The 18,166-nt window shown below is 62.3% G+C and carries 19 protein-coding genes and 2 pseudogenes; 9 read left to right on the top strand and 12 right to left on the bottom strand.

The features are described from left to right. Positions 1–380: 380 nt before the first annotated feature. Positions 381–1,085: an SOS response-associated peptidase gene (locus ACZYZE_RS18625; protein WP_463909494.1), complete on the top strand. Its 705-nt coding sequence runs from the start codon at positions 381–383 to the stop codon at positions 1,083–1,085. 725 nt (positions 1,086–1,810) lie between these two features. On the opposite strand, the gene ACZYZE_RS18620 is transcribed toward ACZYZE_RS18625, so the two are convergent. Next, a complete protein-coding gene (locus tag ACZYZE_RS18620; protein ID WP_463909492.1) occupies positions 1,811–2,806 on the bottom strand; it encodes a manganese catalase family protein in 996 nt (331 codons plus the stop codon). 1,317 nt (positions 2,807–4,123) lie between these two features. Here ACZYZE_RS18620 and ACZYZE_RS18615 point away from each other — a divergent pair. From ACZYZE_RS18615 to ACZYZE_RS18600, 4 genes are all read left to right on the top strand, one after another. Continuing rightward, on the top strand, positions 4,124–4,330 hold the full coding sequence (locus ACZYZE_RS18615; RefSeq protein WP_463909490.1) for a ParB family protein: 207 nt from the start codon (positions 4,124–4,126) through the stop codon (positions 4,328–4,330). Between the two features lie 548 nt (positions 4,331–4,878). Next, on the top strand, positions 4,879–5,073 hold the full coding sequence (locus ACZYZE_RS18610) for a hypothetical protein (protein ID WP_459319330.1): 195 nt from the start codon (positions 4,879–4,881) through the stop codon (positions 5,071–5,073). A gap of 205 nt (positions 5,074–5,278) precedes the next feature. After that, positions 5,279–5,455, top strand: a complete 177-nt coding sequence (locus ACZYZE_RS18605) for a CsbD family protein (RefSeq protein ID WP_459319329.1) — start codon at positions 5,279–5,281, stop codon at positions 5,453–5,455. Positions 5,456–5,626: 171 nt separating this feature from the next. Continuing rightward, a complete protein-coding gene (locus ACZYZE_RS18600) occupies positions 5,627–6,061 on the top strand; it encodes a tautomerase family protein (protein ID WP_463909488.1) in 435 nt (144 codons plus the stop codon). A gap of 444 nt (positions 6,062–6,505) precedes the next feature. Here ACZYZE_RS18600 and ACZYZE_RS18595 read toward each other — a convergent pair whose 3' ends face one another. The 5 genes from ACZYZE_RS18595 to ACZYZE_RS18575 form a co-directional block, all read right to left on the bottom strand. Further along, positions 6,506–7,399 (bottom strand): NmrA family NAD(P)-binding protein, encoded by an 894-nt coding sequence (locus ACZYZE_RS18595; protein ID WP_463909486.1) that lies wholly within the window; start codon positions 7,397–7,399, stop codon positions 6,506–6,508. Between the two features lie 591 nt (positions 7,400–7,990). Continuing rightward, positions 7,991–8,929, bottom strand: a complete 939-nt coding sequence (locus ACZYZE_RS18590; protein WP_463909484.1) for an NAD(P)-dependent alcohol dehydrogenase — start codon at positions 8,927–8,929, stop codon at positions 7,991–7,993. After that, entirely contained in the window at positions 8,926–9,390 is a 465-nt protein-coding gene (locus ACZYZE_RS18585; RefSeq protein WP_459319325.1) for a MarR family winged helix-turn-helix transcriptional regulator, read from the bottom strand. The genes ACZYZE_RS18590 and ACZYZE_RS18585 overlap by 4 nt, the downstream gene beginning before the upstream one ends. Further along, on the bottom strand, positions 9,390–10,025 hold the full coding sequence (locus ACZYZE_RS18580) for an NAD(P)-dependent oxidoreductase (RefSeq protein ID WP_463909482.1): 636 nt from the start codon (positions 10,023–10,025) through the stop codon (positions 9,390–9,392). Before ACZYZE_RS18580 ends, ACZYZE_RS18585 begins: the two co-directional genes overlap by 1 nt. Positions 10,026–10,337: 312 nt before the next feature. Next, on the bottom strand, positions 10,338–10,577 hold the full coding sequence (locus ACZYZE_RS18575; protein WP_463909480.1) for a hypothetical protein: 240 nt from the start codon (positions 10,575–10,577) through the stop codon (positions 10,338–10,340). A gap of 173 nt (positions 10,578–10,750) precedes the next feature. Here ACZYZE_RS18575 and ACZYZE_RS18570 point away from each other — a divergent pair. Next, positions 10,751–10,951 (top strand): annotated as a pseudogene (locus tag ACZYZE_RS18570) (aldehyde dehydrogenase family protein); the annotation flags it as partial. A gap of 57 nt (positions 10,952–11,008) precedes the next feature. Here ACZYZE_RS18570 and ACZYZE_RS18565 read toward each other — a convergent pair. Further along, positions 11,009–11,379 (bottom strand): annotated as a pseudogene (locus ACZYZE_RS18565) (transposase); the annotation flags it as partial. Between the two features lie 205 nt (positions 11,380–11,584). On the opposite strand from ACZYZE_RS18565, the gene ACZYZE_RS18560 reads away from it, so the two are divergent. Next, positions 11,585–11,845: a recombinase family protein gene (locus ACZYZE_RS18560; RefSeq protein WP_463909478.1), complete on the top strand. Its 261-nt coding sequence runs from the start codon at positions 11,585–11,587 to the stop codon at positions 11,843–11,845. 172 nt (positions 11,846–12,017) lie between these two features. Here the strand turns inward: ACZYZE_RS18560 and ACZYZE_RS18555 are convergent, their stop codons facing one another. The 4 genes from ACZYZE_RS18555 to ACZYZE_RS18540 all read right to left on the bottom strand — a co-directional run bounded on the left by ACZYZE_RS18555 (position 12,018) and on the right by ACZYZE_RS18540 (position 15,057). Continuing rightward, complete coding sequence (locus tag ACZYZE_RS18555) at positions 12,018–12,317, bottom strand: DUF4193 domain-containing protein (protein ID WP_123255197.1); 300 nt, start codon at positions 12,315–12,317, stop codon at positions 12,018–12,020. 233 nt (positions 12,318–12,550) lie between these two features. Next, positions 12,551–13,132 carry a recombinase family protein gene (locus ACZYZE_RS18550; protein WP_463909476.1) on the bottom strand — a complete coding sequence of 194 codons (582 nt, stop codon included), beginning with the start codon at positions 13,130–13,132 and terminating at the stop codon, positions 12,551–12,553. A gap of 246 nt (positions 13,133–13,378) precedes the next feature. Next, the gene (locus tag ACZYZE_RS18545) at positions 13,379–14,044 is read right to left on the bottom strand and encodes a hypothetical protein (protein WP_463909474.1); all 666 of its coding nucleotides are present in this window, start codon (positions 14,042–14,044) and stop codon (positions 13,379–13,381) included. Positions 14,045–14,106: 62 nt separating this feature from the next. After that, entirely contained in the window at positions 14,107–15,057 is a 951-nt protein-coding gene (locus ACZYZE_RS18540; protein ID WP_463909472.1) for a GIY-YIG nuclease family protein, read from the bottom strand. A 128-nt stretch (positions 15,058–15,185) separates the two neighbouring features. On the opposite strand from ACZYZE_RS18540, the gene ACZYZE_RS18535 reads away from it, so the two are divergent. After that, complete coding sequence (locus ACZYZE_RS18535; protein ID WP_463909470.1) at positions 15,186–15,962, top strand: hypothetical protein; 777 nt, start codon at positions 15,186–15,188, stop codon at positions 15,960–15,962. Then, on the top strand, positions 15,893–17,272 hold the full coding sequence (locus tag ACZYZE_RS18530; protein ID WP_463909468.1) for an amidohydrolase: 1,380 nt from the start codon (positions 15,893–15,895) through the stop codon (positions 17,270–17,272). The genes ACZYZE_RS18535 and ACZYZE_RS18530 overlap by 70 nt, the downstream gene beginning before the upstream one ends. Positions 17,273–17,768: 496 nt before the next feature. Here the strand turns inward: ACZYZE_RS18530 and ACZYZE_RS18525 are convergent, their stop codons facing one another. Beyond that, positions 17,769–17,969 (bottom strand): hypothetical protein, encoded by a 201-nt coding sequence (locus ACZYZE_RS18525; protein WP_463909466.1) that lies wholly within the window; start codon positions 17,967–17,969, stop codon positions 17,769–17,771. Between the last annotated feature and the right edge of the window lie 197 nt (positions 17,970–18,166).

Genomic DNA, 18,166 nt, shown 5'->3' with positions numbered 1-18,166 from the left:
GCCAACTCTTGCTGATCCACATCAGTCGCCATGGGATCCAGTGTTTCGCTCATAATCGGTCCTCCCCGCCAGGCACGGCCTGGCGTGTCAGGCCAACCACGGATCCACCGTTATTCAGACACTCCCCGCCGCCCCGGCCGAGGGGCTCCCGGCCCATAGGAAAGCCCCTCGGGGAGGGGCTTTCGCGGATGAAACAGTGGGTTGGTGGTGTTGGCCAGCGGTGATGTGCGCCCCCTTTCCCGGACGTCGTGTCCGCCTGCCTGCGTTCGATACTGCAAGACCTTAATAAATGATCCGCGGATCGTCCAGCCGCAGTGCAGCGTGTCTTGCCGGACCCGGGTCCACCTTCCGTTCAATGCGAGGTGGGGCACAATGAATCCATGTGCGGCAGATACGTGATGTCCAAGGCCACCGGGGATCTCCTCAGCCATTTCGAGGCTAAGGAGGTCGAGGGCAGCCCGCCGCCGCCCAGCTGGAACGTCGCTCCGACCCAGGACGTTCCCATCATCGCGGAGCGGCTGCACGAGGACTCCGTAGACCGGCGGCTGTTGATTGCCCGTTGGGGTCTGGTTCCGTCCTGGGCCAAGGACATTAAGATCAATTCGAGGCTGATCAACGCCCGCAGCGAGTCGATCCTGGATAAGCCGTCGTTCCGCAGGGCCGCTTACAAACGCCGGGCTCTGGTCCCGGCGGAGGGATATTACGAGTGGCAGAAGACCGAGGACGGGAAGAAGATCCCGAATTACCTCTACTCCGAAAAGGATGATGTGCTGGCCTTCGCGGGGCTGTATGAGTTCTGGCCGGACCCGTCCCTTCCCGAGGATGACCCCCACCGGTGGCTGCTCAGCTGCACCGTCCTGACGACGACGGCGCATGATTCTCTCGGTCACGTCCATGACCGGGCTCCCGTCATCATTCCGCCGAGTATGTATGCCCGGTGGCTGGACCCGGACACGACGGACAGGGAAAAGGTGCAGGAGATGCTCGATGCCATTCCTGAACCGGTTTTGACGCCCCGGGTGGTCACCGACCGGGTCAACAGTGTGCGGAACAACGGCCCGGAACTTATTGACCCGGCCACCTAATCACTGGTCTACTGTGTTCGCTGGCGTCCGGCCATGCGGACGTAGCATTTCGGACAGGATTATGTCCGCGTGCTCCCGCTACACTCCGTGCGAGTCGTTAGGGGGCGACGCATCGGACCCCGCGTTAGCCAAATGCGTGGCCGACCAATAACGAGGATCGCCCGATCCTTCCGGGCCTTTCCGCTGATAAAAGAGTCCGTCAATTTCGGTCATCTCCCACTTGGGGAGGTGACGAAGCGCCGAACCCAAGAGCCGTCTTCGAGCTGCTCGCCAAGGTGGCGCGAAGGCGGGTTAGACGACGAGGCCGATCTTCGGCATTACTTCCTCGAGACGGAAATGCCCACAAAGATTCCGACGACAAACGCAACTGCGCCGGCTGCCTCTCCGCAGCAGTAGCCTGCGCGACCTCTAGGCTGGTTTCGCTCCAGCGCATCATCGTTTCCGGGCATGGTCATTTCTTCGTTGTTATTGGCCTGCTGTACGGCGCACTCACGCCCTCCGTCTCTGTTCTCCTGCACCGGCTCCACGTAACTCGCACACAATCTGGCGACAAGACCTCCCGGATGGGGCTTGCAGGGTTTCTAGGGCCGCTACCCGGAGTCAGTCAATATTTTCCGGGCCCTGAACTTCGCCCCGCCCCCGCCGGGAGCAGGCGGGCGCTCCGCCACCTGACGTGTTCGCACGTGTAGCCCGCTCGGTTCGGCACGCGGGCTACTTCAAATCGGCTATTTCTTTGTCTTCTTATTCTTCTTGGGATCCTTGGCTTGCTTGGTGCCGGTGGGATCCTTGGGATTGTTCGCGTCTTTGAGTTCGACTTCCGCCGTGGCTTGGATCAAGGCCAGCAGTTCAGGGTCGAGCCCGGGTGCGAATTCTTCGCGGCGTTCCGGTGAGATGGTCATCGGGAACCCTTCTGGCATGACGTCGGTACTAAGCTGCGTGCCGTCATTTGAGGGCGAGGCACCCCGGTACAGCTTGCCGGCTTCGCTGAGATTGTCGGCGCTGAAGGTGTACTGAATGCTTTGCAGCCCCTTATCCAGGAGCTGTTTCACTTCCGGGAACTGTTCGGCATTTGTCTTTGGGATCGGGAGGACCTTGCCCCAGTTCACACCGAGGCTTTCCAAGGCCTTGGCGAAGGCGTTCTCATGCGCCTGGTCGCGGACGATGAGGTACGCGATGGTTGAGCGCGCCGTCTTGTTCTCAGTCATTTCGTAGATCCGGCACTTCTGCAACCGTCCGGTGGACTCGAGCATCAGGTTGTACAACAGGTCCAGGACCAGGTTGCCGCTGTTGTATACGTAAGATCCGCTCCACGGGTTACCGGCGGCGTCCACGGGCAGTGCGCCCTGGGCGCCCACAAGGTAATGATGGATGTTGCCGGTGTCCAGAGCGATCTTCAGCGGAGCGGCTCCTTTGGCGCCCGGTTCGTCCACGGGGTCGGTCTTTTGGCCTTGATAACGGGGCGAACCGTCTAAAAGTTGGGAAATCGTGGTCCCGATGAGCTCCACATGGCTGATCTCCTCGGTTCCCACGCCTTGGAGCAGGTCCTTGTACGGTTTCGCGGCGGCGTCGCCGCGGAAGTTCATGCTTTGGAATAGGTACTGCATCATGGTCCGCATCTCGCCGAACTGTCCGCCCAGCCCCTCCTGCAGGGCGTTGGCTGCCGCCGGATCCGGTTCGTCCGCAGCAATTTCATTAATCAGAAGCTGGGTGTGCAGGTACATGTGCTGTTTCCTCACTCTGGGGTCTGATGTTTGTCGCTTTTCTCTTCGAACGGGTTGGGATACTTTGACTGGTCAGAACCCTCGGCGGGAGCGACGTGCGACACCCTCACCATAAGCATGCTTAGTATTCTTGGCAAGGAATGTTAGTAGCCGCAGCCCGCAGACCTGCTCCCGGCAGTCTCGCTGCAGCCGGCCTTCCGGGCAGCGTCCCACACCGGACCGGCCGGAGGGGACACCGCCGCCTGCCGGTAACCCGGGCCTCCGCGAACGGCTGTACCCGCTAGGCAGGGGGACCGACGGGTTTTCGGCTAGCGCAGCGTTCGTGACACAGAGGGGAACGCCCGGCCTGCAGGCCAGAAGCGCCTCCCGGAAGCTAGGCTGACCAAGAGTGAGAAGGGTCCTCGCCAAGCCGGTCAGTACACGCATTTGCGAGGGAACGCAGCCCGGCACGGCTCCCGGCGGAGCGGACAACTCCGGAGGCGGTGCCGGCGATCCTGGCGCGGAGCTAGGGTCGTTGCTGATCGCCGGCACCCGGGGTCAGCTGTCGCTTGAGGGGCTGACCCACTTCGATCGTCCCACTGCCGGAAGACCAGGACCAGATCCAATCGGAACGTGCGCGGTTCCTCGAGAGGGGCAGCCGCCGGCGTGGACAGCCGTCTGACGAAAGCGGTGGTGGTGAGTCAGTAGCTGAAGCCCACCGAGCGGGTCATACGATATGGAATAGACATGCCGGGCTGGTCAGTCGCGGGGGTTGTGATTGTCGCCGCATTGGCGGCCTTCATTCTGTGTCTCAGGCCGAACCGGGCTTCACCGTCCCCGGGCGCCCTTGGAATTTCCGGTCCACCGGTTTGGACTTCGGTGGCGAGGCCCGAGTCGGGAGGTGCCAGTGCCGCGGCCTGAAGTTCTGGGACCACAATGCCGGGCCGAGCATAGCCTAGCTACTAAGAATTGTGCCGGCGATGATGGTCAGTTTCACGGTTGTTCCCGGCTGGCGCCAGATGGTGGCCCCCGCCGCAGTCTGACGGGGCGGTCTGGGGCCAGCCCGTTGTGCTTCTTGGGAGTGCGGCGACGGTCAGGCCAATGAGAACGAGCAGGATCCGAGGTTGTCTGGTCCGGATATTGTCCGGACATTCCGTCATATTTTGATGCTGGCCCGGATCCGTCTTCCGCCCGTCTTGAAAACGATCGATTACTGAGACGGGGCCGTTTTCCAAGGGGTGCCGGGTGTGATTGTTAGTCACGCATGGCGGCTATTTCGCAGCTGAGAGTGGCGGTTCTGCTGACCGGACGAGTGTGACCGAAACAGCGAATATGACGGTGAGTCTCCCCGCTGCGCTGCGGAACCGGGCGCGGGCCGCGTACCGGACGACCAGTTACGTCGAAAGGGATAACACCAGAAGTCACTTCGTGGAGAAAGCGATCGAGGCAGAGACGGCCCGGCGCGAAGCGGAACACAACGAGTGCGAGATGTACCCGTCCTGGGGTGAGAACCTTCCCGGCGGTCGACGACTCAAGGACGGCTGAAGAGTAGGGACCTCTCAGCCTTCGCAATCGGTGCAGAACGCATGGCCGCTTTCACTGCCTCCAGGGACGCGTTGCGGGATTCCGCAACATCGGGCTTCACTTCGTCGTAGTCGGCTGCCACGGTGGTCACTCATTTCCTCTGGATGATTGTTCGGAATGCACCCTACCGGACTGCTGGTAGCGGGGGACGTTCCGTGACCGCTGGCGCGCCGCGAGGGGGTAGTGGCTGGGTCCGCGCCCGGTGTCCGTCGCCGGGAGTGGGTCGCTGGGGTGTCCCGCGTGAGCCGTACACCTCAGGGTCCGCAGGTTTAGCAGCAGCGTCCTTCCAGGGAGTTGTCCTGCCGATTTGCTGCCTCTCCGTTCATTTCAGTGCCCGTAAACTGCTCCCGTTCCGGTGCGTATCTGCTTACGGTCCGCACCGCGCTGGCAGGCCGGGGGAGGGCGAGTAGGCAATGTCCCGTGCCGGGGCAGGGCATGGCGGCTGCACGCACCCGGCCCAGGCCCAGTATGCCTGGTGCCCCGGGCTTGCGGGGTGGGAAGATGCATGTATGAGCGAGAACACAAATTCGGGTGCGGAGGGGACTTCTCCTGGCGGCGAGGAAGACCGTGTCCCGGGTTCGGATATGGAGAACCCGAAGAGGCCGATCACGCAGCCGATGAGCACCGTGGGCCAGCGCCGCCGGGACTCCGAGAGGAAGCTCGAAGACCACCAGCGCGGATCCCGGACAAAACCGTCCGATTGATTGGCGGTTGGGGAGCTTTTGCGTGCGGCTCCCGGCGCGGGAAGTACGCAGCGGCTGCACTTTCGGAGGACGCGGCTGGTTGGACCTGCGTTCGAGGACAGTACATCGGGCACCAATCCCGGCCAGGCGTTGCCCGCTGGTGGTTAGGATGGAAGGGTCAGCCGCCGGGCAGAGTCCGGCGGGAACCACCGGAAGGGTGATCCTCATGGGTTTGGGCGACAAGATTGATAACGCTGCCGAGAAGCTTGGCGGTAAGGGCAAGGAAGCTGCCGGCAACGCTACCGGGGACGACAGCCTCAAGGCCGAGGGCAAGGTTGACCAGGGCAAAGCTGACCTGAAGCAGGCCGGGGAAAAGGTCAAGGACGCCTTCAAGAAGGACTAGGCGCCCACACTGGAGCCCGGCAAAGGGGCGGCCCGACCCTACCGGTCGGGCCGCCCCTTTCCCTTTGTCGGCCTAACTTTGCCTTGGTTCCCGGCGATGTTGCCGGACGCCGCTGCACAAACCCATCCAGGGACCGATACCCGGGTCAAGGCCCAGATAAGGAGGACTGCGTTGCCGTACTTGCGTCTGACCTGCCCGCCACTGGCCGCCGAGCGCCGCGGGGAGATCGCCCGGGCTCTCACCGACGCCGTGGTGGAGCTCTTCACCCCACCCCGGGGCCCCGTCACCGCCGCGGATCTCCGGAGCCGTACGACCGTCCACTTCGCCTGCTATGCCCCGGACGAGCTCTTCATCGGCGGGCAAACACCGGACCCCACCCACCCCGACGTCACCATCGAAGTCAGCGACTGGTCCATGTCCAGCCGCCAGCAGGCCCGGGTCGCCGCCCGGCTGAATCCCTTGATCGTCGGGTTATTCGACACCGAGCCCTCCGCGGTGAACCTCCGGTTCCACTCGTACCCGCCCACTGACTTCGCCGTCGGCGGCCTCCTGTTAAGCGCCCGCATCCCCCGTATCGCCCGTGTCGCCAAGCGGCTCTTCGGATAGTCCGGGCCTATTGCGTCCCGACCTGCCCCGGACTGCAGGTGACCCAGGGACTACCGCATAAACGGTATGTCCGGCGGCTTCTTTCGGGATACCGGTACGGCTAGTCTCAGTGTCGTAGTGATGGATCAGTCCCTCAGGCTCTAGATTCCACCGTCTTAGGGGGTGGGCTCCGGGGGCTCGACGACGGGGTGCTGTGCTGGTTTCGTCGGCGACAAGTCGGCCACCCGGATCAGCGTTCGCAGTAGCGCACTGGCCTCTCATGCACGGTATTCGCGTTCCTGCCCGGCCGCCCGGCCGCCCGGCCGCCCGGCCGCCCGGCCGCCGGGCCCTGGCGAGGGCTGTGTCACGGCTCCCGGCGTTGCGTCACGGGCAGTGATCCGGGGCCGTGACCCACGGCTTCGGTGAAGACACCAGGTGCGGCAGCGACTCCGAGCCGTGCGGTTCTCATGGGGATTGCTTGGCGGTCGGGGTGGGGTTCCAGATTTCGCGTTGCCGGTGGGCAAAGTCCGCGAAGCTGATCGGGTGCCGGCCCAGCACCTGGTGGACGGTGTCCGTCAGTCCGCCCGCCAGCCCAAGCCGGGCTGTGGTGTAGATGGCGGCCGTGACTATGACCATTCCCCACGGCATTCCGAGGGTTTGGCGGGCGTGCCGGAGGTATCGGAAGATCCCGGGCCCGTCGTAGCGGATGGGACGGCCGAGCTCGATGGTCAGGATCCGGGCGATCTGGTCGTAGGTCAGGGCTTCATTCCCCGTGACCGTCCAGGCGGTGTTGCGGTGTGCGGCGGGGTTCAGGAGCGCTGCGGCGGCGACGGCACCGACGTCTTCACCGTCAACGAAGGCGGTCGCGCCGCGCCCGGCAGGGACCATGATCTCGTCGCGGTCGCGGATGTCGGTCAGGTGGGTGGTTGAGAGGTTTTGGTGGAAGAACGAGGCCCGCACGAACGTCCAAGCGGCACCGGAGGTGCGTAGCCATGCTTCGATGGCGGCGTGCGGGACGACTTTGTTCTTTTCGGCACCCTGAAGGGAAAGGAACACCATCTGTTCGACGCCGTGGGCGCGCGCGTACTCGAGGGCGGGAATGATTTGTTTTTTCGGCTTGCCCAGACGCGGCGGGCGCATCAGAAACATCTGACGTACCCCGTCGAACGCGCCCGGCCAGGTCACCTCGTCGGTAAAGTCAAGAGCGATGGCTTCAACCCGGTCCCCGAACATCCGCTTCACGGACTCCGTGGTTTGCCCGGCCGCTCGGACTCTCTGCCCGGCGGCCAGCAGCTGTTCGACCACGACCCGGCCGATATTGCCGGTAGCCCCGGTCACCAGAAGCACTTCGTCTTCCATCAGGGAAATTCCTTTCTGCTGTTCTTGACGCTAACAGACCCGCTGCCGAAAGCGCAGGGCGGACCGGGGTGGCTCTGATTCTGCGGCTCATCCACACCAGCGGGAGCCCTAACGGCGCCCGTCCTCTGGACCGCATTGTGATCCCGGGCAAGTTTTAACAGCTTTCACGGACAGACCCCGGTGCCGGCCAGGTAGTTGTCTCCCCTCCGCCCCGAAGCTAGGTTGGCGGGCAGGGAAAAGCTCGGCCGCAGGGAGAGGTCTCGGGTAGAAAATCAAGCGCCGTTCATTCGCCGTGGGCAGCCGGCGATGCGCACCTTGCAGACGTTCCAAGAAGACGGGCAGAGATCTGCTTGAACAGTTAGAGGATGGCTCAGCCCCTCGAACCGGAGCGCAAATGCGGTGTCTGAAGTACGTTCTGGATGCTCTTTACGCGCCCCACGTCAGCGACATCGTCGGTGATCGAGGCGGTCGCAGACAAGGCGCCGAGTTGTGATTACCCCGTCCGGCAAACTCGCGCACGGGGCTTGCGGCTGCAAGGGGGAGGCGGCCGAGGATGGCGCACTGGTCATCGACGCCGCCCTTAGCCCAATTTCACATGGCCAGAATCAACTTACCAGCGACATGCCCGTGCTCACTGCGGCGGTGGGCAGCGGCAGCATCGGGGAGCGAGTACTCGTGATCGACGACGACTCGCAGCCGCCTGTCGTTGACGAGGCGCACGAGCCGTTCGAGGTCCTCGCTTCTCGGCCGGGCGATGACGGAGACGGCGCGGCGTCGCGCCCAAGGGACGGCCCAGGTGGGATGACGAAGGATCCAGAGCGGGTTCATGGTCACTAACACGCCCCGTTGGCCAACGAAGCGCTTGACGAGCGCGGTGTCGAGCTTGCCCACGGTGTCGAAGACAACGTCGTACGTTCCGGCGTGGCTCGCAAAGGTGTCAGCGGTGTAGTCGAGGACCTGCCCGGCGCCGAGCTCCCGGAGCAGCGCGAGGTTCCGTCCACTTGCCACCGCAGTGACCTCACAGCCCCAGGTGACGGCGAGCTGCAACGCCATCGTCCCTACACCCCCGGATGCGCCATAGACCATGACCCGTTGCCCGGCGGAAAGCCCCGCCTTATCACGAAGCGCCTGGAGCGCAGTGATGCCAACGACAGGGAGGCCAGCCGCTGAGGTGAGGGTCCCCCGAGAGGGGCCGACGGCACACTGATCAGCGGGCAACACAGCGTACTCCGCGTACAGCCCGCCCTGCTTCGGCGATGCCACCGCGACGACGTCGTCGCCGACGGTGAGACCCTGGGCGCCTTCCCCGAGGTCGACGACCGTACCGCTGCCGTCCACCCCCGGCACGAAGGGGAGCTTCAAACGCAGGAAGCGTCGGAGGTGCCCGGCCCGCAAGTGAGTGTCCGCCGGGTTGACGCTGGCGGCCACCAGCCGGATGAGGACCTCGCCCCGTCCCGGGACGGGACGCGGAACCTCGAGGACCACCATTTCCTCCGGCGCCCCGTACCGCCGGAAGCCGGCGGCCCTCACCGATGCGTCCTCGCGGCAGGCCGCACGAGGGACAGCAGGCGCCGCAGTTCGTGGACCTCCTCGGTGGTGAGCGCGTCGAAGCGGGGAGCGATCGCTTCGATCCAGCCACGCTGGAACTCGTTCACTTCGGCGCGGGCCGCGTCGGTCAAAGACACCACGCGCGCGCGGGCGTCCAGCGGATCAACCTCGACCGTGACAAGGCCTGCCCTCCTGAGGCTGTCGACGTGCTGGCTCACCGCGCCGCTTGTGACATCGAGGACGGCCGCGAGTGCGCCGACTCCGAGTCCGTTGGTGCGTGAGAGCTGGTATAGGACGTTCATCTGCGCCCGCCCAAGCCGCCGCTCACGGAACGGGTAGGACCCTGCCGCTCCGAGATCGCGGGTCAGGGAGGCGATGGTGTCGATCGCTTCCGCGAGGAACTTGTTCCGCTCGGCGTCCTGCGTGCCGTCGTACATCGTCATTAGTAGCTGACCATGGGGAGCTGGTGGACGAAGGTGCGGTTGTCGGTCTGCCGGAGGATGAACTCCGCCAAATCGGCGCGGCCCACCGTGGTGCTGGCGTCGACGCCCACCCAGCCGACGCGATAGGTTCCGGTGTAGGGCTTGTCCAGGAGGCGGGGACCACGCACGACCGTCCAGTCCAGACCGCTATCCTGCAGCACGCGGAGGTGGCCCTTTGCGTCCTCGAGCACCTTCGGCGAGACTAGCTTCAGGAGCGTGCGGATGATCGTATCGGCCGCTTTCGGTCGATCGTGCGCCGGGTCCGGGAGCCCGCCGCCCGAGAGCGAGACGATGCGCCGGACGCCGTGACGCGCCATAGCATCCGTGATGTTCCGTGTGCCGTCCGTCTGCAGCGTCGCCGGAGAGCCCTTAACCTGCCCGAAGACGCTGATGACGGCATCACTGCCCTCGACCACGCGGTCGACAGCGTCCGCGTTGAGAACGTCACCCTCGATCACGGTGACCCGAGGATCCCGGGAAGTAATAGAAGATGCCGAACGGGCTAAGGCCCGGACGTCGTGTCCAGCCGAGAGCGCCTGCTCGACAACGTGATGACCGGTCCGTCCGGTACCGCCGAAGACCGCGATAGTTGCCATGATTCCGCCTCATCGAAAGTAGTACTAAAGTGATGGATGCTGAATATATTAGCTACTAAACTATTTCCAACGCAACGTCTTCTCCTGAGCGGCTCGATACGCAGGCACGAGTGACGAGAAGATGCGGTCAAGTGAGGCGATAGCTCCACGGGCGGGCTCGATTCTGCGCTCTGCACGGGGAGGGGCTACTGGCGGAGCGGGCAGCAACACCTGCGCCCTAGAAGTGATGCTGTTTGTATGCACTGTGTCTACTTGATCCTGCGAGAAGTTGATCCCGGCGGAATTTGTCAGGCTGAACGGTACCAACGGGAGTTAGGCGGCTGACTGCTTGGGGATTTCCTTGGGCTGGTTGATCCACGATGGTCCGGGGAGCGCGAGAATTCTGGGGTCGGCGGTGGTGATGAAGCCTTCGGGGTGACCGGGCTGCGAAGAAACAGATTCTCGATGAGTTGTGTGACGGGCTTGATTGGTGAAAAGTGTGCCCAGGCCATCGCCGCCGTCGCGCGGATCACCCGAGGCGACTTCCGACTCATCGACCGGCTCTTCATCCAAATCGAGCGGGTCATGAGAATCAACGAACTCAGCACCATCACCGACGACAGGCGGATGACGGCAAAATCGGCCGTTCCGGTTAGCGCCAACGTACGGCTTCGCAGAAGGGTTCCAGCACGCTATTCCACCCGAATCGGTTCTATCTCTTCGTTGACAGTCCGAGTGTCACGGAAATCTTCGGTCCCGTCACTGCCGTCGTCGAAAACCACGATGTTGACGACGCAATCCTCATGGCCAACGATTCCATCTACGGCCTCATGGCCTACGTCTTCGGCGAGGAAAGTGACGCCATGAGAGTTGCGCGTCGCCTCGAATCCGGCATGGTCGCTGTGAACCGGGGCGTCGTCAGCGACCCGGCCGCACCGTTCGGAGGAGTCAAGCAAAGCGGACTCGGGCGGGAGGGGAGTTCAGAAGGAATCCTCGAATTCCTCGAAGGCCTGTTTGGAGAAGCTCAACACCCGGCAGGTCACCGTGACGGGAACCCCGTCAGCGGCCAGTTCAAGGACCAGCGGGTACATCATTTTGGGTTGACGTCCCGCGAGAGGTAAGCGACGGCCCGGCGCATCACTTCGGCTTCCTGTTCGAGGAGCCTGATGCGTTTCTTGGCTTCCCTCAGTTCGGCTGACTCATCCTTCGCCGCTTTGGCCTGGGGGTTGTCCTCTTCGTCGGCTTTCTTCAGCCACCGGTGCGAGGCTGCCGGGGACACCCCGAAGTCCTGGGCTATCCGGGTCAGCGGTGCTTCGCCCTTGCGGGCAACCGCGACCACATCGCGGCGGAACTCTTCAGGAAAGGCTTTGGGCATGATGAACATCCTTCCACCCGCGAGGCCAATCCTCACAGGCTAGGAGTCAACCAAACCTTCAGCAGTCCCATCCATTACTGAGACAGCCGGGCCGTTCTCGTGGGGCTCCAGACGTTCCCGTGGCGACACGGGCAGTCGCTGTCTCGAAATGCCGTTCAACAACACTTGGTTTCACAACGGCTAATCGTTCGGGATTAAGAGAACTATGGGGACGGCTATGGCTGTTGTCGGGTACGCGAGGGTTTCCACCACGGATCAGAACCTTGATCTGCAGTTCACTGCACTCCAGGCCGTCGGCGCAGCGCGGACCTTTCCGGGCAACGGAGTCAGCGGATCGACGGTGGAACGTCCTCAGCTCTCCGCCAGTGCGTTCTGGACGTCATCGAGAACATGGGGGAACAAGGTGCAGGTTTCCGATCCCTCGTGGCGCACGCGGATCAGATTCCGGACGAAAATTCAGCTTTGACCGCAATGCAGTCTTTGACAGCAATGCCGTCAAGCCGGGGATAGCAGCGGCAATGACGGCCCTCAACTCGCGGCGGACGGCAGGGTGAACTCGTCTTCCAGGGCCTCCCAGGCCGAATCGGGGACCTGACTGCGCATCATCTCGAACGGGCGATCAACTCTGGGCCGGCGATTCAGCCTTCACACTCGGTGCAGTACGCGTGGCCGTCTTTTTCTCGGGCGAGCTGGGACCGGTGCCGGACCAGGAAGCAGGAATAGCAGACGAACTCGTCCGCTGCCTGGGGGATAACCTGGACGATGAGTTCGTCGTTGACGATTTCGCCGCCCGGGATGATTCCATCATCCATGGAGTCTGATTCGTCCAGGTCACGCACGATCCGGGCATCCGGTGCGTTCTCGGACTGCAGCGCCTCGAGCGAGCGGTCCTGTGATTCCTTGACGTCGGAACGGACTTCGTCATAATCGGTTGCCACTTGTGGTGCTTCTCTTTTCATCTGTGTTGGTTACAGCAAGGTGAACGTACAGCATCGGCGTATGATTCCCCCACTCTTGGCGGCATCAACCCCGTGACTGTTAGTTCGGATTGGCGGTTTTTTCACAGCTCAGTTTGGCGGTTTTCGCACCGTTGGCTTGGCGGATTTAATCGCTCCTTGGCGGCGTTCCGTGATCGCTTGGTCTCGCCTTCAGGGAGAGTGATGCGATGCGGCTAGTCCTTGAGTGCTCGCGACCGTCTATAAAATGTTGCTCGTGACATTCCGAGATCGCGGGCAACCTGTGCTGCGGGTTCACCACCTTCTACCAGGCGCACAGCGCTTCGAACCTGACTCTCGGTGACCTGGCAGGGCCGGCCGCCAAGGTCCTTTCCGGCTTCTCTGCGTTTGCTGATGGAGTCGGTGACGCGTTCGCGTTTGATCTCGTGTTCCATTTGCGCGAGAGCGGCCATGATCGTGAACAGCATCGACCCCATGGGTGTTGCGGTATCGACGTCGCCACCGCCCAGGTTCAAGACGCGCAAACCAGCACCTCGACCGCGGAGTTCGTCGGCGAAGGAAAGCATATTCTGGGTGGATCGTCCAAGCCGGTCCAGCGTCGTAATGACGAGGGTGTCGCCGTCAGTCAGCGCGTCGACTGCCCGATCGAACTGGGGGCGTGAAGCCCGCGCCCCGGAGACACCGTGATCCACATAGAGGTCATCGCGTCTCACGCCGGCAGCCAAAAGGTCTGTTTGCTGCCGGTCTGTGGACTGCTGCCGCGTCGAAACGCGTGCGTAGCCGATCAGCTTCGTCATGGGCTGCTCCGATGTGTCTCTTAACTAACAGTGAATACACCGATTCAACCAGAAGCTTTCGAGACATAGTTACGAGATTCACCGGACGTGAAAAATTCGTTCAATTCCACGAAATTTAGGGCACTGCCGGTCGTCGCTGTAATTCAGTCGGTAAGACGCCTCATATCCCAAGGGAAACGAGACAGTGTGGCTGCGAGATGCTCCGGTCAGAACTGTGTTCCACACTGAATAGCGCTACGGGTGTGATTAACGATTTTCGGTGGGGCGTCCGTCTGCCCAGTTCCCCATGAAGTCAAACGCCGCTGAGTCAATAGGCGGACCGACGGCCCAATATTCATCTGGCTGGATCACGCCGACCAGCGGGGTGTCTTCGCCGCCGCTTTGGACGGCCGATATTTCAACGGTGTGGTCGGTGTTGTGCTTGGTTGCGAGCGGCTTGGCGGTCTCGGCCGCAAACTCGGGCGTATCTCCGCTCACGTGTGGGACCTCGGGCTGGCTCCTCTTTGGGCGGATCCAGCGCTGCGCGAGCCGTTTGCCCCCGGGCAGTACCTTGGTGTTCCACAACTCCGTCGCCCGCGGAATGACGACTTGCTGCGCGTACGGTTTCACGAAATTGTCAACGACAAGATTCGCGATTTCCGCATATTCCTTGATGCGGCGATCTTCGGCCTCTTCTTCGCGCCTGCGCCGCGCGTCGTATTCGCGGTTCAACCACTCGTCGAACTCAGGGTGGGTTTCAGGCTCGTTGGCCGGCTCCGGAAGCCTCGGGTTCCGGTATTGAGTGATGAGGGAGCCGTCAGCGTTCCGGGCGCCGCCCGAGCTCAGCGAGTCGAGGGGGATGGGGTTTCCGTCCTTGTCGTACTCCGCAACGTCGACCAGCACTTTCCTGAACTTCGACTTGTCACTATTCATTGCCCCTCCAATGGCTCACGATGAGCCTATACCTTGAGGTGGCGGTGGGGCCGGCGGGTTGATCAATTCCTGTTGAGGCCGAATTGGCGTGTCATGAGCGCCGCCTTGTAGCGGGACTCGGCTGAGTTCACCTCTGAGGAGGGTGTGCTGGGCCCGAACACGCGCAGGAGGCTGAAAACGAAGTGCCGGGCATGATCCGTCTTCATTCCTGCCCTTTCCCCAACTGCGCTCTGTTGGGCAAGCTCGCGAAGGGCTACGTTACCGCCGTGGCCGTCCCGCGCGTACGCTGTCCACCGCCCAAGAATTCGTTCGGCACCATCGGCTTTGCCGACGTACTGTTTGCCGTTGGTGGAGTCTGTGATGAGGTAGATTCCCTGGACCTCTGACAGGGCGATACGCCAGTCGGCGTAGCGGGGATCGTCAACCATATCGCGCAGCTGGTGGTAGGTGAGCAGCACGCCGTCGAAGCCTGGGAAGTGGACCTTGTCCCGGTCAGCGATCTCCAGCACGGGCATGCGCGCGCCTGTGGCCGAGCCGGCGTTCCGGTGCCAGCTGCGGGGGTTGTCCCATTCGACTACGAGCCGGTCATTGAGGGGCGCAAGGAACTCTGTCGGTGGCAGGTCGAAGCATCTGTACTCCTTGGTGGACGCTGTTGCCACCTCACCGTGGTTCTCGTAGGTACCCCAGAGACGGGAGCGGCGCCCGCCGTCTGCAATGAGGATCACCCAGTATCGGGGAGGAGTTGCGGGGAAGCGGGGCGGAATGTCCTGCTCTCTGGTGTAGGCGAGGACTCGCTCTGGGGTCAGATCCTCCGGCCCACGCAGCGCATCGGGGTCACTCGGCTTAAAAGTGTGGCGGATGACGTGTATGTCCTCCAGCGGGACCGCTGGGTCATAGTCCGAACCTATGCCACTGAGCACATGACCCAGGTTCAGGGAAGCGCGGGAAGCCGGCTCTTCAGAGACCATTGTCTCCTCAGGCACGTAGAGGGCAGGGGATCGCAGATCAGACACTGGAACACCTTATGCCACTGACTCATGCGTTCTAGTAAGTCGGTGAGACGTCTCGTATGTTTAGCCATACAAGACACCTGCCGGTACGTTGCAAGTTCGTTACTTGGCGCACCATGCAGAATGGTCGAGTGAGCAATGACGAGTGGAATTTGGCCGCAGATGGATTTGCGCAGCTACCGGTGCCTGAAACCGAGGCTGATTTCGCAACGTTGAGAACGCTTGGACGAACCATTGTCGGCAGGTCTTTCCCTCTACAATTTGGACGTTCGAACGACATCGGACAATCCGCTCGGACGATCTGGCAAGTCATTGCCGAAAACGCAGACCGGCAGACGAAGAACGCCGACGAGGGGGAAGAAGTGGAGATTCACCAAAGTCCCGGCGGTCGGGTCCAAGTGAAAGCTCGGGTTGTGCGCGACCAAGGACGAGTTGTCGAAATTCGGTTTGAGAAGGTGACTGGCCGAGCCAACCTAGATGCACAGCTCACCAGACTTCTGAACCTCGACGAAGAAGCGTCGAGGCGGTTGATCGATTTATGCATCGCTTTGCGTGGCATCGACCCTAGTGGAGACGAAACGATCCGCTTTGATGAGGCAGCACTGGCAACGGCACTTGAGGATCCCCGGACACTATCCGCCGCGTACCAGCTTGACCCAGACCAATTCAAAGCGATTATTGAAGGGGATGTATCGGCTACAGATGTCGTGGCTATTGCTGCGCGTCGGAAGACACTTGAACGGTTCGAAGAGTTGCTCAGCAATCTTCAAGCCTTGGCCTCGAGGACGACGGCCCGCAAGTTCGTCTGTGCCGGAGCATCCCTGAAATCCTCACATGCGTGCGTGACTGGGCAGCTTCCCATCCAGAAGCCGAATGGATCATCGGTGCCAGCTATGACTCAACACTGACAGACGATGGTCTGTTCGACGCTCGCTGGCTCGACGAAGCCGTCCCGGACCGTCCTGTCGTACTGCGGGCCATGGACTACCACACTGCCTGGGTGAACTCGGCCGCTCTGGCCATCTCCGGAATCACTGCGGACACGCCCGAACCAACGCTCGGTCGAGTCGTTCGCCGCGCGGATGGCTTTCCCCTGGGCACGCTGCAGGAACCGGGCGCCGTCGACCTGGTTCTTGACCACGCACCAAAACCTACCGACGCTGCGCGGGCCGCGGCGCTGGCCCGTGCCACTGCCCGGTTTGCCGGGGCGGGAGTGACATGGGTGCAGGATGCCTGGGTCGAGCCGGAGGACTTGGCCCCATATCTTTTAGCTCTCAAGCAGCACCAATTGTCGACCAGGCTGAATCTCGCCTTCCGTGCTGCACCCGAAAAATGGAGGGGGCAGCTGGCTGGCTTCAACGCAGCCCGTGACCGGGTGCAAGCGCTGAACTCCACGATGCTCGAAGCCCGGACGCTCAAATTCTTTGTGGACGGCGTGATCGAATCCGGCACGGCAGCCATGCTGGAACCCTATTGCGACAGCCCCGACAACGGACTGGCCAATTGGGACACCTCGGAACTGGCCGCCGCAGCCATTGAAGTAGACAGGCTCGGCTTCCAGCTGCATCTGCACGCCATCGGCGACAGGGCAGTCAGAATGGCCCTTGACGCTGTAGAGGCCGTCATTGCAAGCAATGGACCGTCGGACCGCAGACCGGTCATTGCCCATCTGCAGGTGGTCAACCCTGAGGATCTTGACCGTTTCCTAGGTCTCGGCGTGATCGCCAATTTTGAACTGCTCTGGTCCCAGCCGAGCACCCAGATGAAGCAGGTCACCGTGCCACGGATAGGTGAAATTCGAGCGGAGCAGCTGTATCCCATCGGAACTCTGAGCAGGGCTGGGGTCACCGTTTCCTTTGGCAGCGACTGGCCTGTCAGCCACCACCATCCCCTGATCGGACTCTCCACCGCAGTGACGAGGTCTAGCCCCGATGAGCCGATGCCTGGAACGTGGACGCCCTCGGAACGAATCGATGTGGCAGCAGCCTTGCGCGCCTACACAGCAGGGGTTGCCGTTCAGGCATTCGCCGACCATGACCGTGGCACTCTCTCCGTGGGATTGGCCGCCGACCTTGTGTGGCTGAGCGCCGATCCCCGGCTTATGCCTGCGGAAGCAATTCCAGGTATCCATGTCGTCGGCACGTGGTTGGACGGGCAGCGAACGCACACCCGGGCTTGCGCCTGGAGCCCAGACCATATTGAGGTGATGGGCTTGTGATTCGACCCACCATGGCCGGCGGCGACTTGTCCGGGTGTCGACGCCGGGACACCGCGTCCGTGACGTACGACGGATACTGCGCAAAAACGACCCTTACTGACGTGCTCCGTGGGGCCCGCCTGGGTGGCATCGGCAAACGCTCCGTTGTGGCTTGTTGTTGGCGTTGGAATGCCGGTTGCCGGCCGCGGGCGGAAACTGGCGATGGAGGCCAGAACTCGAGTTCGATATCAAAGTTGGTCGACAGGCGCGGGGGAGCGTTTCTGACTGTCCGTTTGCGGTGTATCCCTAGCTAACGTCAGACTGCGATAACGTGCGGCCGATTGAGATCCGTTGTGCCATTTCCTGACACACGTCGACGCCGAGCCAGTGGCCTCCGTACAGACGAACGCTTAGCGGTTTCGATGGTGTTCGGAAGGGATGAATCGCACCGGTAGTTGGTGTTTTTCTGTCAGCGGGCCAGCCGCCGAGGTCTTCAAAGCTGTCCCGTTGAGGGTCATTAGTGAACCGGATTTCCATGGATGTCCAGTGGCATCGCATCCGCACCATAGAGCATGGCACGATAGCGGGCGGCATCATCTTGGAGGTTGGCTGGCCAGACGCCAGGGCTATTGCTATACGTGATATGGCTGGAGGTGTACATGATCTCGATGTGCACCATCACCTCTCCCATGTTGCGCCACTTGGTGCTGTTGTCCACGAATTGCGGGTGCGGTCATATAAAGACAGTCTCACGAGGCATGCGGCCACCCTGGAGCTATTAGCCAGCTTGGTTGGGCCCCCGTTAGCAGTCCAGCGTCTATGCGATAGCTAATAGGTTTTCTTGCGTCCAGTTTTCCCAGTAGCGTTTCGGCGTCATGCCGTCCAGGGATCCGTGGGGCCGTTCATGATTGTAGA

It is taken from the genome of Pseudarthrobacter woesei (assembly GCF_055412745.1).
This window is presented reverse-complemented; position numbering and strand designations above follow the sequence as displayed.